This window comes from Diaphorobacter sp. HDW4B (assembly GCF_011305535.1).
Lineage (GTDB): Bacteria > Pseudomonadota > Gammaproteobacteria > Burkholderiales > Burkholderiaceae_C > Diaphorobacter_A.
This window is the reverse complement of record NZ_CP049906.1, coordinates 55,354-73,370: the sequence shown is the minus strand read 5'-3', so window position 1 is coordinate 73,370 and position 18,017 is coordinate 55,354. Positions and strand designations below refer to the sequence as shown.

Sequence of the window (18,017 nt, the reverse complement as noted above, 5' to 3'; positions counted from 1 at the left end):
TTGACCCAATAGTGTTGGTTGTGGGGGCATATTGAACAGACATCCGCAGTTGCGTTTTCACCTGCCGGAACTCGAGACATTTCTGGTGGTGATCGAAGAGGGCAGTTTCAGCCGTGCTGCGGAGCGTCTTTGCGTTTCGCAGCCGGCGGTGTCCAGCCGCGTCAAGCGCCTGGAAGACGTGCTGCGCGTGCAGCTCATCAAGCGCACCACGCGCAGCGTCTACGCCACCGAAGATGGTGAGCTGCTGCGCACCGCAGCGCAGGAGGCGCTGTCCGGTCTCTATGGCGTGCTGCGCCAGTTCCAGGACCGCTCCGAGGCAGCCCGCAACCGCGTGGTGATTGCCGCCACGCCGATGATTGCGGCCACCTTTCTGCCCGCCATCATCCAGTCGTACAGCGAACGCTTTCCCGACGTGCAGGTCGTTCTGCGCGACATGCCGTTCGACATGCTGCTGGGCACGCTCAGCGGCGGCATGGCCGACATCGGCGTGACGGCCATCGATGGCGACTACGAAAACATCGAGTTCCAGCCGTTGGCCGAAGAGCCCATCGTGTTGGTCGTCCCGGCCAAGCATCCGCTCGCCGATCAATCCAAGGTGACGGTGGAGATGATCCAGCCGTACCGCATGATTTTTCTGGACCGCTACACCAACCTGCGCGAAAAGCTGTCGGGCGAGTTTGCGCGTTTTGGCGCGACGCTCAAGACCTCCACAGCCACCACCATGCCCACGCTCATGGGCATGCTCGACACCGGCAGCTGCGTGGGCTTTCTGCCGCGCTCGATGGCGCAGATCAACGCACGCGAATCGCGCGTGATTGTGGAGCTGGCCGACTTCCATGCCACGCGCAACTACGGCAGCGTGGTCTCGCGTCGCGCGGCCATCACTTCCGCGGTGCAGAGCTTTCGCGACCATCTGCATGCAGAGTTTGTGCCGCTGATTTAGTTCTGTTTTTGCACGAAGCCTTTGGCTTCGATTGGCACATCGTGTGAGGATGCCGATACAGTGCCTGTTCCTTCGTTCTTTTTTTTCTTTCATTCAAATCGCGGTTATTCACCGCCTCAATAAATGCATAGGGATTGGTGATTTTCTGGTCAGAGTCTCGTAAGTCAGAATTTTCTTGCCACATAAGGGCCCGCTTTGGGCGGCATACAAATTCTGGAGACAACAAACATGACTCGATTCACTTCTTCCCTCCTCGCTTCCATGATTCTGGGCGGCTTCGCCCTGCATGCTTCGGCGCAGGAGACGCTCAAGATCGGTGCGGTGGTCACGCTGTCCGGTGCAGGTGCATCGTGGGGTCAGGCCATGAAGAACGCTGCGGAGCTGGCGGCCGACAAGGTCAACGCTGCGGGTGGCCTGGACGTGGGGGGCAAGAAGTACAAGGTCCAGATCATTCCCTACGACGACAAGTACCAGGCAGGCGAGGCGGTCACGGTCACCAACCGGCTGGTGTTCGAGGACAAGGTCAAATACATCATTGGCCCGACGGGCTCGGCTCCGATTCTGGCGGTGCAGCCGATCACCGAGAAGAACCAGGTGATCACCTCTACGCTGGGTTTCACCGACAAGGCCCTTTCAGCAGAAAAGCCCTTCAGCTTCCGCCCGGTCAATACGACGGTCGAGTTTGCCGAGCAACAGGTGAACTGGCTGGTCAAGAGCCTGGGCGTGAAGAAGGTCGGAGCCATGTTCCCCAACGACGAAACCGGTCAGGTGATGGCGCGTGATCTGGAGGGCGCATACACCAAGGCGGGTAGCACGATGGCAGCCAAGGAGTTCTACGAACGCGACCGCGTCGACTTCGTTCCCATGCTGACCAAGATGATGGCGCGTGGCATGGATGCCATCGACATCAACGGCAACTCGCCAGCCACGGCAGGGCTGATCGTCAAGCAGGCGCGCGAGCTGGGGTTCAAAGGCAAGATCGTGCGCACCGGTGGCCCTGCAACCACCGAGATCATTGGCGTGGCAGGCAAGGAAGCCGTGGAAGGCATGATCGTCTACGCGGTGCTCGATCCATCGCTGCCGTCCACCAAGGCATACATGGACGCTTACGCGGCCAAGTACAAGACCTCGGTGAACGGCTTCAGCCCACCGTACTACGACTTCACCAACATGCTGTTCGAGGCCATGCGCCGTGCTGGCACCGTGACCGATTCGCAGAAGGTGGCAGCAGAGTTGGAAAACATCAAGGATTTTGATGGCGCACTGGGCAAGCTGGGCTGGACCGGCAAAACCCGTTATGGCATCAACCATCAACTGGCCGTGCCTTTCTATCTGGCCGAAGTGAAGAACGGCGCCGAGGTGACGCGCGCGCGATGCACCGTGGTCGAGGGCTGCAAGTAAGCGGTTCCCGATCAGAGCCCTCACAACTCAAACGGAGTTCTTCGCGATATGAATTGGTATCTCCTGCTCGGCCAGGCGACCGTCAATGGACTGGTCGTCGGCCTGCTCTACCTGCTCATGGCCGTGGGCTTCACGCTGGTGTTCGGCGTGATGCGCATGGTGAATTTTGCGCACGGTGAGTTCTACATGCTGGGCGCGTTTGCCGCCTATGTGCTGATGGTGCATCTGGGTGCGCCATTTCTGCTGGCCGTGGTGCTCACCGTGGTGATTGCGATTGTCTTTGGCAGTCTGGTGGAATGGCTGGTGCTCAAGCCGTTTCGCAAGGACGAACTCAACGGCATGATCGTCACCATTGGCCTGGCCATGATCTTGCAGAACGTGGCGTTGATGGTGTTCGGGCCGGACCCAGTGTCCGTGCCTGCCATCGCCACCGGGGCCTCCAGCTTTCTGGGTGTGACCGTGGCGAACTCGCGTTTGTATGTGATCGCCTTTGCGGTCGCAGTGCTGGTGCTGCTGTATGTGTTTCTGCGGCATTCCGCTGTGGGGCGTGGCCTGCGCGCGGTGGTGGAAGATGCCGATATTGCAGCGCTGCAAGGCGTGAAGGCGCGTCTTTACTACCCACTGGGATTCGGTATTGGCATTGGGCTGGCGGCCATCGCGGGCGCGTTGATGGCACCGTTGTTTTCGGTGTCGCCCTTCATGGGACAGGCGCCGTTGCTCAAGGCTTTCATGGTGGTGATTCTGGGTGGGTTGGGCAGCATTCCGGGTGCCGCGCTCGCGGGGCTGTGCCTTGGACTTCTGGAGAGCTACACAGCGCTGTTCCTCGAAAGCAGCACGGCGGACATGCTGATTTTCATTCTGGTCATCGTGGGCATGCTGGCTTTCCCGCGTGGGCTGATCGGCAAAGGGGAGGCGTGAGATGAATACCCGTGCACAACCCTTGCCAGTCACCCCGGCGAATCGGGAGACCTCTCGCGCAGGCTTCAGGCCCGTGCTGTTCGCTGTCGCCATGGCTGCCGTGGCATTGGCCGTCTGGCCCTGGCTGGCGGGGCAGTTTGTCCTGCATCTGGCCATCATGGCCTGCATCAACATCGTGATCGTCAACGGGCTGTCGCTCATCGATCGCAGCGGCCAGCTCTCCTTCGGTCATTCCGCTCCGGTGGCGCTCGGGGCCTATGCCTCGGTGCTGCTGGTCACCTGGACGGGAATGGGCGTTGTCCCTTCTGCCTTGCTGGGTCTTGTGTTCGTGGCGCTGTTGGCGGCCTTGCTCGGATGGGTGATCCTGCGATTGAAGGGGGTCTACTTTGTGCTGGTCACCTTCGCGTTTGCAGAATTGGTGCGACTGGTCTTGCTGGATGCTGCGCCGATCACCGGCGGTGCAAGCGGTATCGCGGGCATCGCGCCCATGCAGATCGCCGGTTGGCTGTTCGATTCGCGCGAACGTTTCTATCTGCTGGCGCTGGTGATGGCGGTGGCTTCGCTTGGATTGATGATCTGGCTTTTCCAACGTCCTCTCGGCCATGCGATGGAAGCCGTGGCAGCCAATCCGGCATTGGCCGAATCGACGGGCATCAATGTGCTGCGCATTCAGATCGTGGCCTATGTGATCGGCTCCGTTCTGGCGGGAATGGGTGGCGTGCTGATCGCTCGCTATGTCGGCTTCATATCGCCCGAGTCATTCGGCACCAGCGCTTCCGTGGCGTTCATCACCATGCTGGTGATCGGAGGTCGCAAGTCGGTGTACGGCCCCGTGCTGGGCGCACTGGTGCTCACACCGCTGCCGGAGTTGTTTCGCGGCGCGGTGCAGACGCAGCACATGTTCTATGGCGCTGCATTGATTCTGATTCTTCGCTTTTTGCCGGGCGGCATTGCCAGTCTGGTGGGAATGCTGCGTTCCTCTCGGAGTTCTCAATGACAGCCATTTTGGAAGTAAAGGGGCTGGCCAAGCATTTCGGTGGCTTGGCGGCCGTGAAGAATCTGAGCTTTTCGATTCAACAAGGGCAGATTGCCGGTTTGATCGGTCCCAATGGGGCAGGCAAGACCACCGCGTTCAATTCCATCTGCGGAGTGCTGGCACCCACCAAAGGGCAAGTGCTGTTTGCGGGACAGGACATCACCGGCAAACGGCCCAGCGAAATTGTCTCTCGCGGCCTGGTGCGAACGTTCCAGTCGACCACCACCTTCGCGAATGAAACCGTGGAGCGCAACATCGAAAACGCTTTGCTGTCGCGCATCCGGGGATCTGCCCCGCAGGTGCTCATGCGCCGCAGCTCGGCGCTGCTGGCACGCGAGGAAGTGCAGGCCGAGATCGACCGCGTGATCGACATCGTCGGCATGCAGGAATGGCGGCACATGGAGGCGGGCACTCTGGCCTATGGCTTGCAGAAGAAGCTCGGCATCGCCATCGGTTTGGCCACACGGCCTTCGATGATGCTGATGGACGAACCGGCCGCAGGTTTGAATCACGAGGAGTGCAATGAGCTGACGCGCTTGCTGCGCCGCCTGCGTGATGAACATGGCATGACGATCTTGCTGGTGGAGCACCACATGGCCATCGTCATGGAGGTGTGCGAGCGCATTGTGGTGCTGGTGCATGGGGAAAAAATTGCAGAGGGAACGCCGGAGGAGTTGCGTGTGAATCCAGCCGTTGTCGAGGCTTATCTGGGAGCGCCCGAATATGCCCATGCTTGAAGTATCGAATCTGTGTGTGCATTACGGGAAGCTCGAAGCCGTTCGCTCCGTCAGCTTCGAAGTCAACAAGGGCGAGCTCGTGGCGCTCATCGGCTCCAACGGTGCGGGCAAGAGCAGCACCCTGAAGGCGATCGCGGGACTGGTGGCCAGCAGCGCAGGCAGCATCCGCGTGGAAGGCGACGAGGTGCAGCGCATGCCGACGGAGCAGCGCGTGCTCAAGGGCATTGCGCTGTCGCCGGAGGGCAGACGCCTGTTTGCGCGCATGACGGTGCAGGAGAACCTGCTGATCGGTGCACACACGGTCAAGTCGGAAGCCGAGCGGGCCGAAACGCTGAAGATGATTTATGAGCTTTTCCCGCGTGTGCAGGAGCGGCGTGCGCAATTGGCGGGTTCGCTTTCGGGAGGAGAGCAGCAGATGGTGGCGATAGGTCGCGCGCTGATGTCGCGTCCGCGCTTGCTGATGCTGGATGAACCGTCGCTTGGCATTGCACCCAAGGTGGTGGCCGAGATCGCCGATGCGATTCGCCGCCTGAATCAATCGGGCATGTCCATCGTGCTCGTCGAGCAGAACGCGCGGCTGGCGCTGCGACTGGCGCACAACGCCTATGCACTGGAGCATGGCGAGGTGGTCAAGTCGGGCAAGGGCGGCGAACTGCTCGAAGATCCATTTGTGCGCAAGGCTTATCTGGGAGTTTGAAAGATCATGCGAACCACTGAAAACGTTGCTACCGATCTGCTGCTCATCGAACACCAGCAGCCGTCGGCAGAATGGCTCAAGGCAAGCCGTGAAGAGGTGCTGGAGCCGGATCTCCCGATCATCGATGCGCACCACCATTTCTCCGAACACTGGGGCGGCTACTTCCCCGACGAGCTGCTGGAAGATGGTGCGGGGCATCGCATCGAATCCACGGTCTATGTGCAATGCGGCTGGAGTTATCGCAAGCAGGGCTCCGTTGCGTTGCAGCCCGTGGGAGAAACCGAATCCGTAGTGGCCATTACCAAGGACGCGAATCAGCGGCAGAAGAACACCCGGATCGCCGCAGGCATCGTGGGTTATGCCGACCTGCGTTTGGGCGAGGCGGTGAGTGAGGTGCTGGCCGCTCAGGTGGCTGCCGGTGATGGCCGTTTTCGCGGCATTCGCAACAGCGGCGCTTTCCATCCAACCTTCAAGCACGGCGTGCTGCCCCGCGCGATGCAGGGCCTGTATGGCGATGCGGCGTTTCGCGCGGGTTACGCGCAACTGGCACGGCATGGGCTGAGCTTCGACGCATGGGTCTACCACCCACAGATCAGGGAAGTGTTGGACTTGGCCAGTGCGTTTCCTGAAACGACGTTGGTGCTCGACCATATCGGCGGCGTGCTTGGCGTAGCAGACTACGAGGGCAGGGCGGACAGGGCGCGCTTGGAATGGCTGCCGTGGCTGAGGCATCTGGCCGAGTGCCCCAATGTGGTCGTGAAGCTGGGCGGTCTGGGCACAGCGGTTTTCGGCTATGGCTTTGCCCAGCGCGCACAGCCACCATCGTCGCAGATATTGGCCGATGCCTGGCGACCTTGGTTCGATCCGGTGATCGAGGCCTTTGGACCTGAGCGCTGCATGTTTGAAAGCAATTTTCCCGTAGACCGCAGCGCCGCAGGATATGGCGTGGTCTGGAATGCCTTCAAGCGACTGGCGGCGGGAGCGAGCGCGGAGGACAAGCACTGGCTATTCAAGGAAACGGCCGCGAAGGTCTATCGCCTCGGTGCTTGATGGAGCGGATTGGCTCAGCGACTTATCTCACTTGCGAGAGACCACATGCGTGATTCGAATGAAGAGCCCTTGCTCGAAGGGGCCACCGCAACGCTGGCGGCGTTTGCAGCGGACATGCGCTTCGACGATCTGTCTGCCGCAGCGGTTGCGCGGTTGAAGACAAGTCTTCTGGACAGCATCGGTTGCTGCCTCTACGGCATGACTCTGCCGTGGACTCAGCAGGTGCAGGCCATGGTGGAGGCGGAGCAGGCGACGCCCGTGTCGGCACTGTTCGGCACGGGACGCGCGACATCGGCGGCGGGTGCCGTGCTGGTCAACGGCACGGCAGGGCACGCTTTCGAACTCGACGACATCCACAAGGAGTCGATCCTGCATCCGGGCTCCATCGCCTTGCCGGTGGCAGCCGCATTGGCGCAAGCCCGCGGCAGTGCATGCAGCGGAAAGCAGTTTTTGACGGCGCTGGCCTGCGGTTACGAACTGGGCATCCGCGTCGGCAATGCGGCCACGATGAATCTGTTCTTTCGCGGTTTTCATCCCCAGGGGACCTCCGGTGTGTTTGTCGCCACAGCCACCGCTGGCTGGATGCTGGGGTTGGATGCCCGGCAGATGCAACATGCCTTGGGCATCGCGGGATCGCAAGCCGGCGGGCTGATGGCGGCGCAGGAGGGTGCCATGGTCAAGCGATTGCACGCGGGACGAGCGGCGCAAAGCGGCGTGTATGCCGCACAGTTGGCGCAACGCGGCTTCACGGGCATCGGCAATGTGCTGGAGGCAGCCTATGGTGGCTACCTGTCGAGCTACAGCGATCAGCCCAACGCGGACCGGTTGACACAGGGACTTGGGCACGAATGGGAGATCGAGAAGGTCGGCTACAAGCCGCACGCCAGTGTGACCAGCATTCACGCGGCCATGGATGCCTTGCGTGAGCTGATGGATTCCCACGCGCTCGATGCGACGGATATCGCTCTGGTGCGAGTCGGTGTGAGCCACATGACCTATGTGCACTGCGCCTGGCCCTATCAGGCCCAGGGCGTGACCGCCGCACAGATGAACCTGTTTTTTGGGCTTGCCGTGATCGCGCTCGATGGAGTCGCCTTCGTCGCGCAATACGACGAAGACCGGCTGGCCGACCCCGCCATTCTTGCGTTCATCCAACGCATCGAGGCCAGCGCGGATCCGGGAATCAACGCCATGGGAGCCGCGTATCGTCATGCCGCACGCGTTGAAATCACAACGCGCGACGGCAAGCGCCTGCATCACGAGATATTGCATCGCCGTGGAAGTCCCGAGAATCCGCTGTCGGCCTACGAAGTGGAGCAGAAGTTCCGCAATGTCGCGGCGGGCTGCCTGGCACCCTCCGCGATGGAGCAGATCATCCAGCAGGTCGAGTCCATCGAGCGCATGGAAAGTGTGGCATCTCTGCTTGAGTTGTTGGCGGCGGAAAGACCGGCGGAGTTTGTGAGATGAGTGGGATGCGGTTGCCTGTGTTCCGAGTGCGATTTCCCGCAGCGCCCCCACGCTTCATTTGACTGGCCTGCTCGGCCCTCTTGCGCTCGGCAGGGTCGATATAGTCAGTGATGGTTTTTTGGGCTGGCCCAAAAGGCGTGGTACATATCTTCATGGTGGCAAGCAGGCTTGAAACATGTCAAGCGCTGACACGCGACTGCATCGCGAATGGCACGAAGGTCTGGATTCTTCGCCAATCGCAAGACGTCGGGGTCGATGTTGGCGTTGGCTTTGTCGATGGCGACATGCACTTGATCTGGAGACCATGAAAGGCAGGCACCCATGAAAGTCAAAGTTCTCTGCTTCGGTGTTTCGCTCGACGGTTACTCGGCCGGTCCTTCTCAGGATCTGGAGAACCCGCTGGGCGTCGGTGGAACTGAGCTGATGGAATGGTTCTTCCCCACGCGGGTTTTTCAACAGATGATCGGCGGACAGCAGACCGGCGAAACGGGCATCGACAACCAGATGGCCGAGCAGGCCTTCGAGAACATCGGTGCGTGGATTCTGGGGCGCAACATGTTTGGCCCCATCCGTGGTCCCTGGCCCGATGACCAATGGAAAGGGTGGTGGGGCGACGAGCCGCCTTATCACGTGCCTGCGTTTGTGCTGACGCATCACGCGCGACCCATGCTGCGCATGCAGGGAGGCACGGATTTCCATTTCATCACGGACGGGGTGGCGTCGGCGCTGGCGCAAGCCAAAGCAGTGGCAGGCGGGCGCGACATTCGGATCGGCGGTGGGGCTTCCACCGTGCGCCAGTTTCTGCAGGCCCAGCTCATCGACGAGTTGCACCTTGCCGTGCGCCCCATCCTGTTGGGCTCGGGCGAGAATCTGTGGCAGGGCTTGGACATGCGCGCGCTGGGCTACAAGGTGCATGAGGTGGTGCAGGGCGAGCGCGCCACGCATGTGATGGTGCGCAGGAAGACGTAGCGGCACAGTCGGCTCTGTTCACTGGCATTTCTGGCACGCGGGATTCGGGATTCCGAGCCTCCTTGCAAAGGCGCTTGACTTGAAGTGCACTTCAAGTATCAGACTGCAGTCATTCCCGAGTCCAGAGGCATCACGCGGCAATCCGCTGCGGGACGGCGCTGTTCAGAACAGGCTGAAACAGTATCGAGCGCCGAGCACTGGCTCATGACTTCGTGATTGGCTCGCATGACACCACCCTCCCCAACTCCTTGGCGCTACATCGCTTTGGCGATTTTCGTTGCGGTGATCGCCGCGTTTCAGATCGGCAAGGCCATCATCGCCTTGCCGTTGCTGCAGGACGCGCCTTTGCATTTGAACCTGCGACAGACAGGGCAGGTGATCTCGGCGCTCGCCATCGTCGGCGCCGTGCTGGCGATGCCGCTTGGCGTGCTCATTGCGCGGGTCGATGCACGCAGGGTCCTCGTCGCGGGATTGGTGGTGATCGCATTGACCAGCGGGGTGGGTGGTAGCGCCCCCAGCGTCGGTCTGTTGCTTGCATCGCGGGTGCTTGAAGGCATTGCCGTGGTGACGCTGCTGATCTGTGCGTCCAGTGTGGTCGGGCGTCTCGCGTCGCCTGCGGACCGAGACCTGGCGATGGCGTTTTCCAGCACGGCGGTTCCGAGCGGCATCGCCTTGGTCCTGTTTGTGGCGACGCTGGTGTCTTCGCTCGGCATACCGCTGTCCTGGCAGGCGATCTGGCATGTCAATGCCGGGTTGGCCATGGCATGTGCGGTGGTGGTGCTGCTGGCATTGCCGCCGTTGCCTCCCGTCGCCTCGGCAAGCACGCAGCAGCACAGCATCTGGGACGCCATCCGCAGCGTAGGCAGATCACGCGGCGCGCAACTCATCGCGATCTGCTTTGGGCTCTATGCGATTGTCTACTTTGCCTTTTCCGGATTTCTGCCGCTGCTGCTGCGGGATCTGCTGGGACTGTCGCCCATTCAGGCGGGCTTTGTGAGCGCGGGCATCGTGGCTGCGAACGTGCTGGGCAACCTCTGTTCTGGCACGTTGATGCGCCATGGTATGCCGCCGCGCCGGATTATTTCTGGCTGCTTCAGCATTGCAGTCATCTGCATTCCGTGCCTGTTCTGGCTGAACCTGCCGCCGGGCGTTGCCATCGGTTTTGCGGTGGCGCTGATCGGCGGGATGGGCGGTGCCCCGGGTGCCATGACCGCCATTGCGCCGAGGGTGGCCCCGAGCCCCGCATTGATCGCGCCGACGATTGGCCTCATGATGCAGGGCAGCTATGTGGGGCAGTTGGTGGGCCCCCTTTCCGCTGGCGCGTTGGCCCAGGCGGGTGGCTGGTCGCTGGTGGCGTGGATGCTGTTGCCCATGGCCGTGGGCGGGGCGCTGTTGGCGCGCAAGCTTTGAACCGCCGTGCGCCCGGCGAGGTTTCCGGTCGCGTCATCCACCGTCCTCGACGGGCTTCAGCCTGTCCCCCAGCCACACGCGTGGGCCGGCGCCTTTCTCGGCGATGAAGTCCGCACGGTTGAATACGTTGCACACCTTCATCGACAGGCAACCGCAGCCAATGCAGTTCTCCAGACTTCGGCGCAGATGCGTGAGCTCCGCGATGCGCTCGTCGACGCGGTCGATCCAGGTCTGCGACAGGCTGTTCCACTCGTCACCCGTGGGCGCATGGTGCTTGGGCAGGCCTTCGAGTTGCGCGGCGATTTCCTCCAGTTGAAACCCCAGCCGCTGCGCAAACACGATGTAGGCCACACGGCGCAGAGCAGAGCGGCGATAGCGGCGATGCCCCGCCTGGCTGCGCACGGACTCGATCAAGCCCAGCGATTCGTAGTAACGCAGCGCCGACGCGTTGACGCCGCTGCGCTGCGCGATGGTGCCAATGGGCAGCAGCTCATCATCCCCAAAGCTCATGGTGATTTCCTGTTCATTGCTTGACTTGAAGCTCACTTCAACTTAAAGCTTGGATCGTTCGATCGCAAGAATCAGAGTGTCGAAAACAGAGGGGCCGAGTGTGCAATACCCTCGTCAAGGTCCTGATATTCTGGAGCAATGCGTGCGCGCCGTGCCCTTTCGGCAGGCGGGTTCAGCGCAACGCAGCGCGGGCCAAACACGAGTCCAGCAAATCAAACCACCTGCACGCCCAGCGAACTGATGATGGCTGCGGCTTGTTCGGTGGATAGGGTGCACCCTTTGAAGTGCTGCTGCAGATCGCCAACGGTCACCTGCCCCAGTTCCGTTGCGCAGAGATCGGCGCCTTTGAAATTCGCTCCTTTGAGGTTGGCATCCTGCAAGGACCCACCAGCGACCACGGCTGACGAGAAGTTGCATCCGCCCAGATCGGCACCCGTCATGTTGAGCCCTTCGACACGCTGCTTGCGGAACGAGACTCCGCGAAGGTCCGTGTGCACAAGGATCGAGCTCTTGAAATTCAGGCCCAGAGTCTGTGCGTTCAGAAACGTGGCACCCGTCAATTTGACATCGCGGAAAGAAGTTGCCGACAGCCGTGCACGCACCCAGGAGGAGTTGTTGTAGTCGCCGCCCTCGAAGCTGGCCTCGGTGAGATCGGCCATGTCAAAACGTGCCTGCGGTGCACTGCAACTCGCCCACCGAGTCCCCGACATGAGCGCCTTCTCGAACCGTGCTCGTGCGAATGTGCAGTCCACAAAGATGCTTCCCGCCAAGTCCAGTTCTCGAAGGTCGCAGTCATCGAAGCAGCATCCTTCGAAGGTGTTGGCCTGTCCTTTGCCCGTCTGGGCAAGTGCCCGTAGGTCCTCACGACTGAGGGTTTGGTGCGCGATGGTCGTCGGCGCGTTCATTTGAGTTTTCATGTCTGGTTGTCAACGCAGGCGTCTGCCGCAGGGTTGGGCAAAGCCTTGGATCGCTATGGGGAGTCCGGCAAAGTGTAAGCGTTGGGCCAGGCCCCCAAAGCCATCTGGAGACGCCGTACCCGACAGAAATTGTTGTCCACCCAATGCTTCGGCGATCTGCCCCATGGCATCGACTGCATGGCGAGTTTTTGATACCGGCTTTTTGCGCTTGCGTCTTCGCTCATTCTGGCAAGCTGGATTGCATGGCCCTCTCCGGTATCAAGCCACATCGGCCACCCGAGCTACAGCCAGCCCGCGCGACGGAAGCGGTAGTAGACGTAGCTGCACACGCCGATGATGAGCAGGAGTGCGGCGGGGTAACCGTATTGCCACTTCAGCTCCGGCATCTGCTCGAAGTTCATGCCCCATATGCCGACAAAGGCGGTGCTGATCGCAAAGATACTGGCCCACGCGGCCAGTTTCTTGGTGACATCGTTTTCGTCGATGGTCACCAAGGCCAGATTGACCTGCATGGCCGTCGAGATGGTGTCGCGCATCCCGTCAATGAGCCCGTTGATGCGGACCAGGTGGTCGGCGACATCGCGGAAATAGTCCTGGGACTCGGCGCAGATTTGCGGTACACGTCCACCGTGGAGCTTGCTCACCGCCTCCAGAAGCGGAGCGACGGCATGCTTGAGGACCACCGCGCGCTGCTTCAGGTCATAAAGATGCTTGATGCTTTCGCGGGCCGCACGTTGCGTGAATATCTGCTGCTCGACATCTTCGAGCTCCGATTCGAGTGCCTCGATGATGGGAAAGTAGCGATCCACCACGGCGTCCATCAATGCGTAGAGCACGAAGCCTGCGCCGTGTCGAAGCAGCTCGGGCTCGCGCTCGCAACGGTCGCGAACTCCCAGAAAGCCCTGCTTGCTGCGGTTGCGCACCGACAGCACGTAGTTCGGGCCGACGAAGACATCCACCTCGCCCAGATTGAATTGGCCGGGGTGATCGGAGTCGGGCTCCAGCAAGTGCATCACCGCAAACAGCGACTGACCATACTCCTCGATCTTGGGCCGCTGATGTCCGTGACGAGCATCTTCCACGGCCAGTTCGTGCAGGCCAAATTCTTCGCGCATCTCGTCGAGCTCATCCGGCGTCGCATCCGTCAGAGCCACCCATGCAAAACAGCCGGGGCGCGCAACGTACTCGCTGATCTCAGCGACAGGAATATCCGCCAGCTTGGAGCCGTTTTCGTAGACAACACAGTTGATCAGCATCGGGATCCTCTTGGGGCGTTCGAAAGTTTCCAATGGTGCCACGCAATGCTGTCAGGCGACGGCTCAATAGACGTCGCGGCGGTAGCGACCCTCAGCGATCAGTTGCTCCACGCCGGTTTCACCGAGCAGTTCCCTCAGTACCGTGTCCACGCCAGTAGCCATTCCGTCGTAACTCCCGCAGACGTAGATGACGGCGCCGCACTGCAGCCACTCTTGCAGCGCGCCGGATGCCTCGCGCAGCGCGTCCTGCACATAGCGGCGAGGAAGTTCCGGGTTCGGGTGTGGGTCGCGGGAGTAGACAAAGTCGGCGCGTTCGATGTGACCACGCGACTGCCACGCACTGACCTCGTCATGTGCACAAGCATCGTACGCATGCTGCCGCTCACCGAACACGACCCAGTTGTTGAAATGTCCATTGCGCATGCGATGCAGCAGATGCGCGCGCAGGCCCGCATAACCGGATCCGTTGCCCATGAAAATGGCGGGCCGTGCAGGGTGGTCGTGAGGCGCGAAGGACGGGTTTTCGACCAGCCGGAGTTGAATCTTGCTGCCCAACTTGGCATGTCGGGTGAGCCAGCCGGAAGCCAATCCGAGCGTGGGTTCTTCGTTGGCTGGAGCGTTCAGAACAGTCTGGCGCACCCAGAGCTGGATGCGTCCGTCCTCAGGAAGTGAGGCCACGGAATAGCTGCGTGGCGCAGGTGGCGGCAATAAGCTGTCTGCAGGCGGTGGAGGCAAGATGTCCACCAGTGCACCGGGCTGCCAGCTCGCAGCCGAGCCATGACTGGGTTCCAGCTCGATCCTGAAAAGCGGATTTCCGAGGCTGCCCGGATTGCAATGCGTGCGCTTTGCCAATGTCCAGGAGTCAAATGCGACCTCTTCCGAAGCGCTTTCGTTTTCCGTGGCCGCACCCCATTGACTGGAAATGTTCGTGCTCCAGTCCTGCCAGGCCTGATCCTCTTCGCCGTCCATGGTGATGGGGGGAAACAGGGGTTGAGCGCCGAGGCGCTGCAACTGCTCCGCGAGCGACATCCCGAATCCGCAGAACGCCGCGTATTGCCGATCGCCCAATGCGAGTAGACCGAAGCGCTGGTGCGAAAGGGGATTGCCCGAGGTCTGCTGCAGATGACGCGCGAATCGCTTGGCCACATCTGGCGGCTGGCCATCGCCGAAGGTGCTGGCGATCCAGAGCACTTGCGAGAACCGTTGCAGCGTCTGCAGATCCAACGCGGCGATGGGCAGCAGTTGCGCTGCCTTGCCTGCGTTGCGAAGCCGGGCAACGGTTCGTGCTGCAAGCTGTTGTGCGTGTCCGGCCTGGCTTGCGTGAATCACGACAATGGCTTGGACCGTCCCGTCTTCTGCCACTCCGGCATCTCCAGCCAATGTTGCTTGCTCTTCTCGAGCCGCACGGGCTTTCTTGCGGCGGTCCAGATACAGCATCCAGCCGGTGATCGCAAACAGCGGAAGCATAAAGGCCGCGAGCGTGACGATGATGCGTCCTGTGATACCAAAATAGGTGCCGGTATGCAGTGGATACAGCGCGAGCAGGGCGCGGCGACCTGCTGGCAGATCGGCGAATCGCTCATCGCGCTGCACGGTGCCGTCGAGCTTCACACCCAATTGATTGCGCGCGCGGTTGTGCGGGGCGGTGGTGTCAAACCATTGAATCTGAACGGCTTGCCCGGAGCGCATGGGCACACGCACTTGCGCGAACTGCCAGGTGCCAGCCAGTTGCGTGAAGGCGTTCCAAGCGGGTTCAAGCGCCGCTCCTTCGATCGGCGTTTGGGGAGTCTTTCGAGCGGCTTCCTGCGCGGCCTGTGTCTCGGCTCTGGCGGCGGAGCGCGAGGGCGCTCCCATCATTTTGTCCACGGGGGCGCGTACTGCATCAAATGCCCAGTACACGCCGGTGAGCGTGAGCATCACATAGACCACGAGCGCCCAGGTCCCGGCCACGGAATGCAGCCCCCACAGAAACGGACGGCCTTTGCGGTTCACGTTGAACGTGAGCCATGTGCGCCATGAAAATGGTTTCGCAGGCCAGCGAAGGTACAGGCCAGAGAGCGACAGAAAAAGCAGACAGAACGCCAAGCTGCCTGTGACGGACTTGCCGTCGTCACGCGGCAGCAAAAGCCAGCGATGCAGGCGTTCCACCCATTCGAAGAACGCTTCGCCATGCTGCTCCGGCAACACCTTGCCGCTGTACGGATCCACAAAGACGACTTCGCCGCGTCGTTGTCCCGGCTCGGGTGCGAAGCTCAGTTGAGCGCTGCGTCCTGGCTCGGCGTGCACGGTGATGCGGTCGATCCGGCGCCGCTCGCCAGTGGCCTGTACCGCCTGCATCAAGGCGGGTGGAGAGAGCACGGGCGCATCCCGATGCGGCACGCTGGCCGTGCCCGGATTGAGCCAGTCCAGCACTTCTTCATGAAACGAATACACCGCTCCCGACAGGCCGATCAACACCACCACCGTGCCAGCGGTGATACCGACGAACCAGTGCAACTGAAACCAGATTCTCTTCAAACTCCACATATCGCTGTCCCGTATCTACGCACTTGCCCACACCATTCAAAAATCGACGACAGCGCGCAGCACGGCCTGGCGACGCTCGCCCAGCGACACATAGATCGGACTGCCCGATGAGGACACGTAGTTCTTGTCGAAGAGGTTCTTCACATTGAGCTGGAGCTTGACCATGCGCCCGGACCATGGGCGCTCCCAGCTCACGAAGGCATCCGCCACGCTGTAGCCGCTGTTCTCGAAGGTGTTGGCGGCATCGCCTGCGCGCTTTCCCACATGGCGCAGACCTGCGCCCGTGCGCCAACGGCCTGCCGATGAGGCGGGCAGATCATAGGCCGCAAACAGCGACGCTGTATGACGTGCCACATTGGCCAGGCGATTGCCTTGGTATTGCGGGTCATCGGTGACCGACGCGTCGGTGTACGCATAGGTGCCGATGAGTTGCCACTGCTTGCCCAGACGACCGGCAGCATCGAGCTCCAAACCGCGCGAGCGGGCACCGCCGACGGCGCGTGCGTAGTTTTGGCCGGCAATGGTTTCGGTCACCACCACGTTGCGCTTCTTGATGTCGTAGAGGGCGGCGGTGGCCGTTATGCCTGCGGGCGTTTCCCATTTGGTGCCCAGCTCCCAGGCCTTGGCTGTTTCGGGCGGCAGGGTGCCGATCACGTTGCCGATGCTGCTTTGCGGCTTGAACGATTCGCTGTAGCTGCCGTAGATCGACCAGTGCTTGCCGGGCTGCCAGACCAAGCCCGCGCGCGGCACGAACTGGGTGCCATCGGACTCGCTGCCCACCACAAATGGACGCCCCTTGCCTGCGATCTGATCGTAGCGCTGCCAGCGTCCGGCGAGCTGCACAATCCATTGCTCGGACAGCCGCATCGAGTCCTGAGCGAACAGCGCCTGCTGGCGAATCTTGTCGCGCTGGTCACTTTGCGCCGCGTCCACGTTGGTGGAGTTGGGCATGAGACCGTAGACCGGGTCATGCACATTGAAGCCACCGGCGTTGCTGCCACGGATGAGATCGCGGCGGTAGATGTTGCTGTCCTCGGCATCGAAGCCAGCCAGGATGTCATGCCGGATGCTGCCGGTCTGGACATTGCCCTGCAGGTTGAACTGGGCCACGTGCTGCTGGCTCAGCGCACCGCGCGTGCCATCCGGGCGGCGCGTAAGCACGCCGGTTGTCGGGTTCAGCGACACGGGACGCGCTTGGTAGTCGTCGTAGCGATTGCGGTTGTAGCTGTAGGCCGTGTTCAGCTTCCATTGCGGGTTGAGTGCGTGCTGCGCCTGCACGGTGAAGAAGTCCGAGTCGCCGATCGTGCGGTTGTAGGCTTCATCAAAGCGCTCACGGCGGTTGGTGTTCACAGGCTTGCCGGTGCGCGAGTCGATCACGGTGCCGCGATCAAAGGGCTGTTCATACTCGGTATGCTCGTACGACACACGCACATAGGTGTCGCGGCCATACCAGGCCAGCGAGGGCGCAATGACAGTCTGCTTGTTCTTCCCGAAATTGCGCCAGTAGTCCACATGGCTGGTGTCCGCAATCAGACGATAGGCGAGCCCGTTGTCGCCCAACGGCCCCGTCAAATCCATGGAAGCACCACCGCCGCCGTAGCTGGACACCGATGCCCCCACCTGACCTGCAAAGCTGAGCTGCGGCTTCTTGGTCACCATGTTGATCACGCCGCCTGGATCCATCGTGCCGTAGAGCACGGAGGAGGGGCCCTTGAGCACTTCCACGCGCTCGGTGGTGAAGGTCAGATTGCGAGCGAGCACCGTGCGGATGCCATCACGCAGGATCGAACCATCACGGTTGAAGCCAAAGCCGCGCTTGATCACCGCGTCCTGCGTTCCGCCCAGCGTGTTGGCCTGGGTGATGCCGCTCACGTTGAACAAGGCGTCGTCGATGGAGCGCACCATCTGGTCCTGCAGCACCTGCGCCGGGACGACGGCAATGGCTTGCGGCACGTCGCGCAGAGGTGCATCCGTACGCGTGGCGGTGGTGGCGCTTTTGGGCTGGTACCCGTCTTCCTGCGCCTTCTCCTGCACGATCACTTGCGGCAGGACCGCTTCCGCAGGTGCATCTGTCGTGGTGTTCTGGGCTTGCACGGGCAGTGCAAGAATGGCAAGCGCCATGCTGGACAAGGAAAAAACGGAAGTGGCGAGTCTGCGCATGATGTGATTGCCATCTGTTG

15 protein-coding genes are annotated in these 18,017 nt (G+C 61.5%); 10 read left to right on the top strand and 5 right to left on the bottom strand.

Translation table 11 applies throughout. The annotated features are described in order from the left end of the window. Positions 1 to 31: 31 nt before the first annotated feature. The 10 genes from G7048_RS25185 to G7048_RS25140 all read left to right on the top strand — a co-directional run bounded on the left by G7048_RS25185 (position 32) and on the right by G7048_RS25140 (position 10,628). Positions 32 to 943: a LysR family transcriptional regulator gene (locus G7048_RS25185; protein WP_166071231.1), complete on the top strand. Its 912-nt coding sequence runs from the start codon at positions 32 to 34 to the stop codon at positions 941 to 943. 228 nt (positions 944 to 1,171) lie between these two features. After that, positions 1,172 to 2,344, top strand: coding sequence for an ABC transporter substrate-binding protein (locus G7048_RS25180; RefSeq protein ID WP_166071229.1), 1,173 nt, complete (start codon positions 1,172 to 1,174; stop codon positions 2,342 to 2,344). Between the two features lie 48 nt (positions 2,345 to 2,392). Beyond that, positions 2,393 to 3,262, top strand: a complete 870-nt coding sequence (locus G7048_RS25175; protein ID WP_166071228.1) for a branched-chain amino acid ABC transporter permease — start codon at positions 2,393 to 2,395, stop codon at positions 3,260 to 3,262. 1 nt (position 3,263) lies between these two features. Beyond that, complete coding sequence (locus G7048_RS25170; protein ID WP_166071227.1) at positions 3,264 to 4,259, top strand: branched-chain amino acid ABC transporter permease; 996 nt, start codon at positions 3,264 to 3,266, stop codon at positions 4,257 to 4,259. After that, the gene (locus G7048_RS25165; protein WP_166071226.1) at positions 4,256 to 5,035 is read left to right on the top strand and encodes an ABC transporter ATP-binding protein; all 780 of its coding nucleotides are present in this window, start codon (positions 4,256 to 4,258) and stop codon (positions 5,033 to 5,035) included. The genes G7048_RS25170 and G7048_RS25165 overlap by 4 nt, the downstream gene beginning before the upstream one ends. Continuing rightward, a complete protein-coding gene (locus G7048_RS25160; RefSeq protein WP_166071225.1) occupies positions 5,022 to 5,732 on the top strand; it encodes an ABC transporter ATP-binding protein in 711 nt (236 codons plus the stop codon). The genes G7048_RS25165 and G7048_RS25160 overlap by 14 nt, the downstream gene beginning before the upstream one ends. A gap of 6 nt (positions 5,733 to 5,738) precedes the next feature. After that, positions 5,739 to 6,782, top strand: a complete 1,044-nt coding sequence (locus G7048_RS25155) for an amidohydrolase (RefSeq protein WP_166071224.1) — start codon at positions 5,739 to 5,741, stop codon at positions 6,780 to 6,782. A 45-nt stretch (positions 6,783 to 6,827) separates the two neighbouring features. Next, complete coding sequence (locus G7048_RS25150) at positions 6,828 to 8,249, top strand: MmgE/PrpD family protein (RefSeq protein ID WP_166071223.1); 1,422 nt, start codon at positions 6,828 to 6,830, stop codon at positions 8,247 to 8,249. A 321-nt stretch (positions 8,250 to 8,570) separates the two neighbouring features. After that, on the top strand, positions 8,571 to 9,218 hold the full coding sequence (locus G7048_RS25145; protein ID WP_166071222.1) for a dihydrofolate reductase family protein: 648 nt from the start codon (positions 8,571 to 8,573) through the stop codon (positions 9,216 to 9,218). 225 nt (positions 9,219 to 9,443) lie between these two features. Further along, a complete protein-coding gene (locus G7048_RS25140; protein ID WP_166071221.1) occupies positions 9,444 to 10,628 on the top strand; it encodes an MFS transporter in 1,185 nt (394 codons plus the stop codon). 33 nt (positions 10,629 to 10,661) lie between these two features. Here G7048_RS25140 and soxR read toward each other — a convergent pair whose 3' ends face one another. The 5 genes from soxR to G7048_RS25115 all read right to left on the bottom strand — a co-directional run bounded on the left by soxR (position 10,662) and on the right by G7048_RS25115 (position 17,997). After that, positions 10,662 to 11,138, bottom strand: a complete 477-nt coding sequence (soxR, locus tag G7048_RS25135; RefSeq protein ID WP_166071219.1) for a redox-sensitive transcriptional activator SoxR — start codon at positions 11,136 to 11,138, stop codon at positions 10,662 to 10,664. 212 nt (positions 11,139 to 11,350) lie between these two features. Then, complete coding sequence (locus G7048_RS25130) at positions 11,351 to 12,043, bottom strand: pentapeptide repeat-containing protein (RefSeq protein ID WP_166071814.1); 693 nt, start codon at positions 12,041 to 12,043, stop codon at positions 11,351 to 11,353. A 293-nt stretch (positions 12,044 to 12,336) separates the two neighbouring features. Then, positions 12,337 to 13,311: a magnesium/cobalt transporter CorA gene (gene corA, locus G7048_RS25125; RefSeq protein WP_166071218.1), complete on the bottom strand. Its 975-nt coding sequence runs from the start codon at positions 13,309 to 13,311 to the stop codon at positions 12,337 to 12,339. Between the two features lie 63 nt (positions 13,312 to 13,374). Further along, the gene (locus tag G7048_RS25120; protein ID WP_166071216.1) at positions 13,375 to 15,837 is read right to left on the bottom strand and encodes a sulfite reductase flavoprotein subunit alpha; all 2,463 of its coding nucleotides are present in this window, start codon (positions 15,835 to 15,837) and stop codon (positions 13,375 to 13,377) included. Between the two features lie 36 nt (positions 15,838 to 15,873). Further along, entirely contained in the window at positions 15,874 to 17,997 is a 2,124-nt protein-coding gene (locus tag G7048_RS25115) for a TonB-dependent siderophore receptor (protein WP_166071215.1), read from the bottom strand. Positions 17,998 to 18,017: the final 20 nt, after the last annotated feature.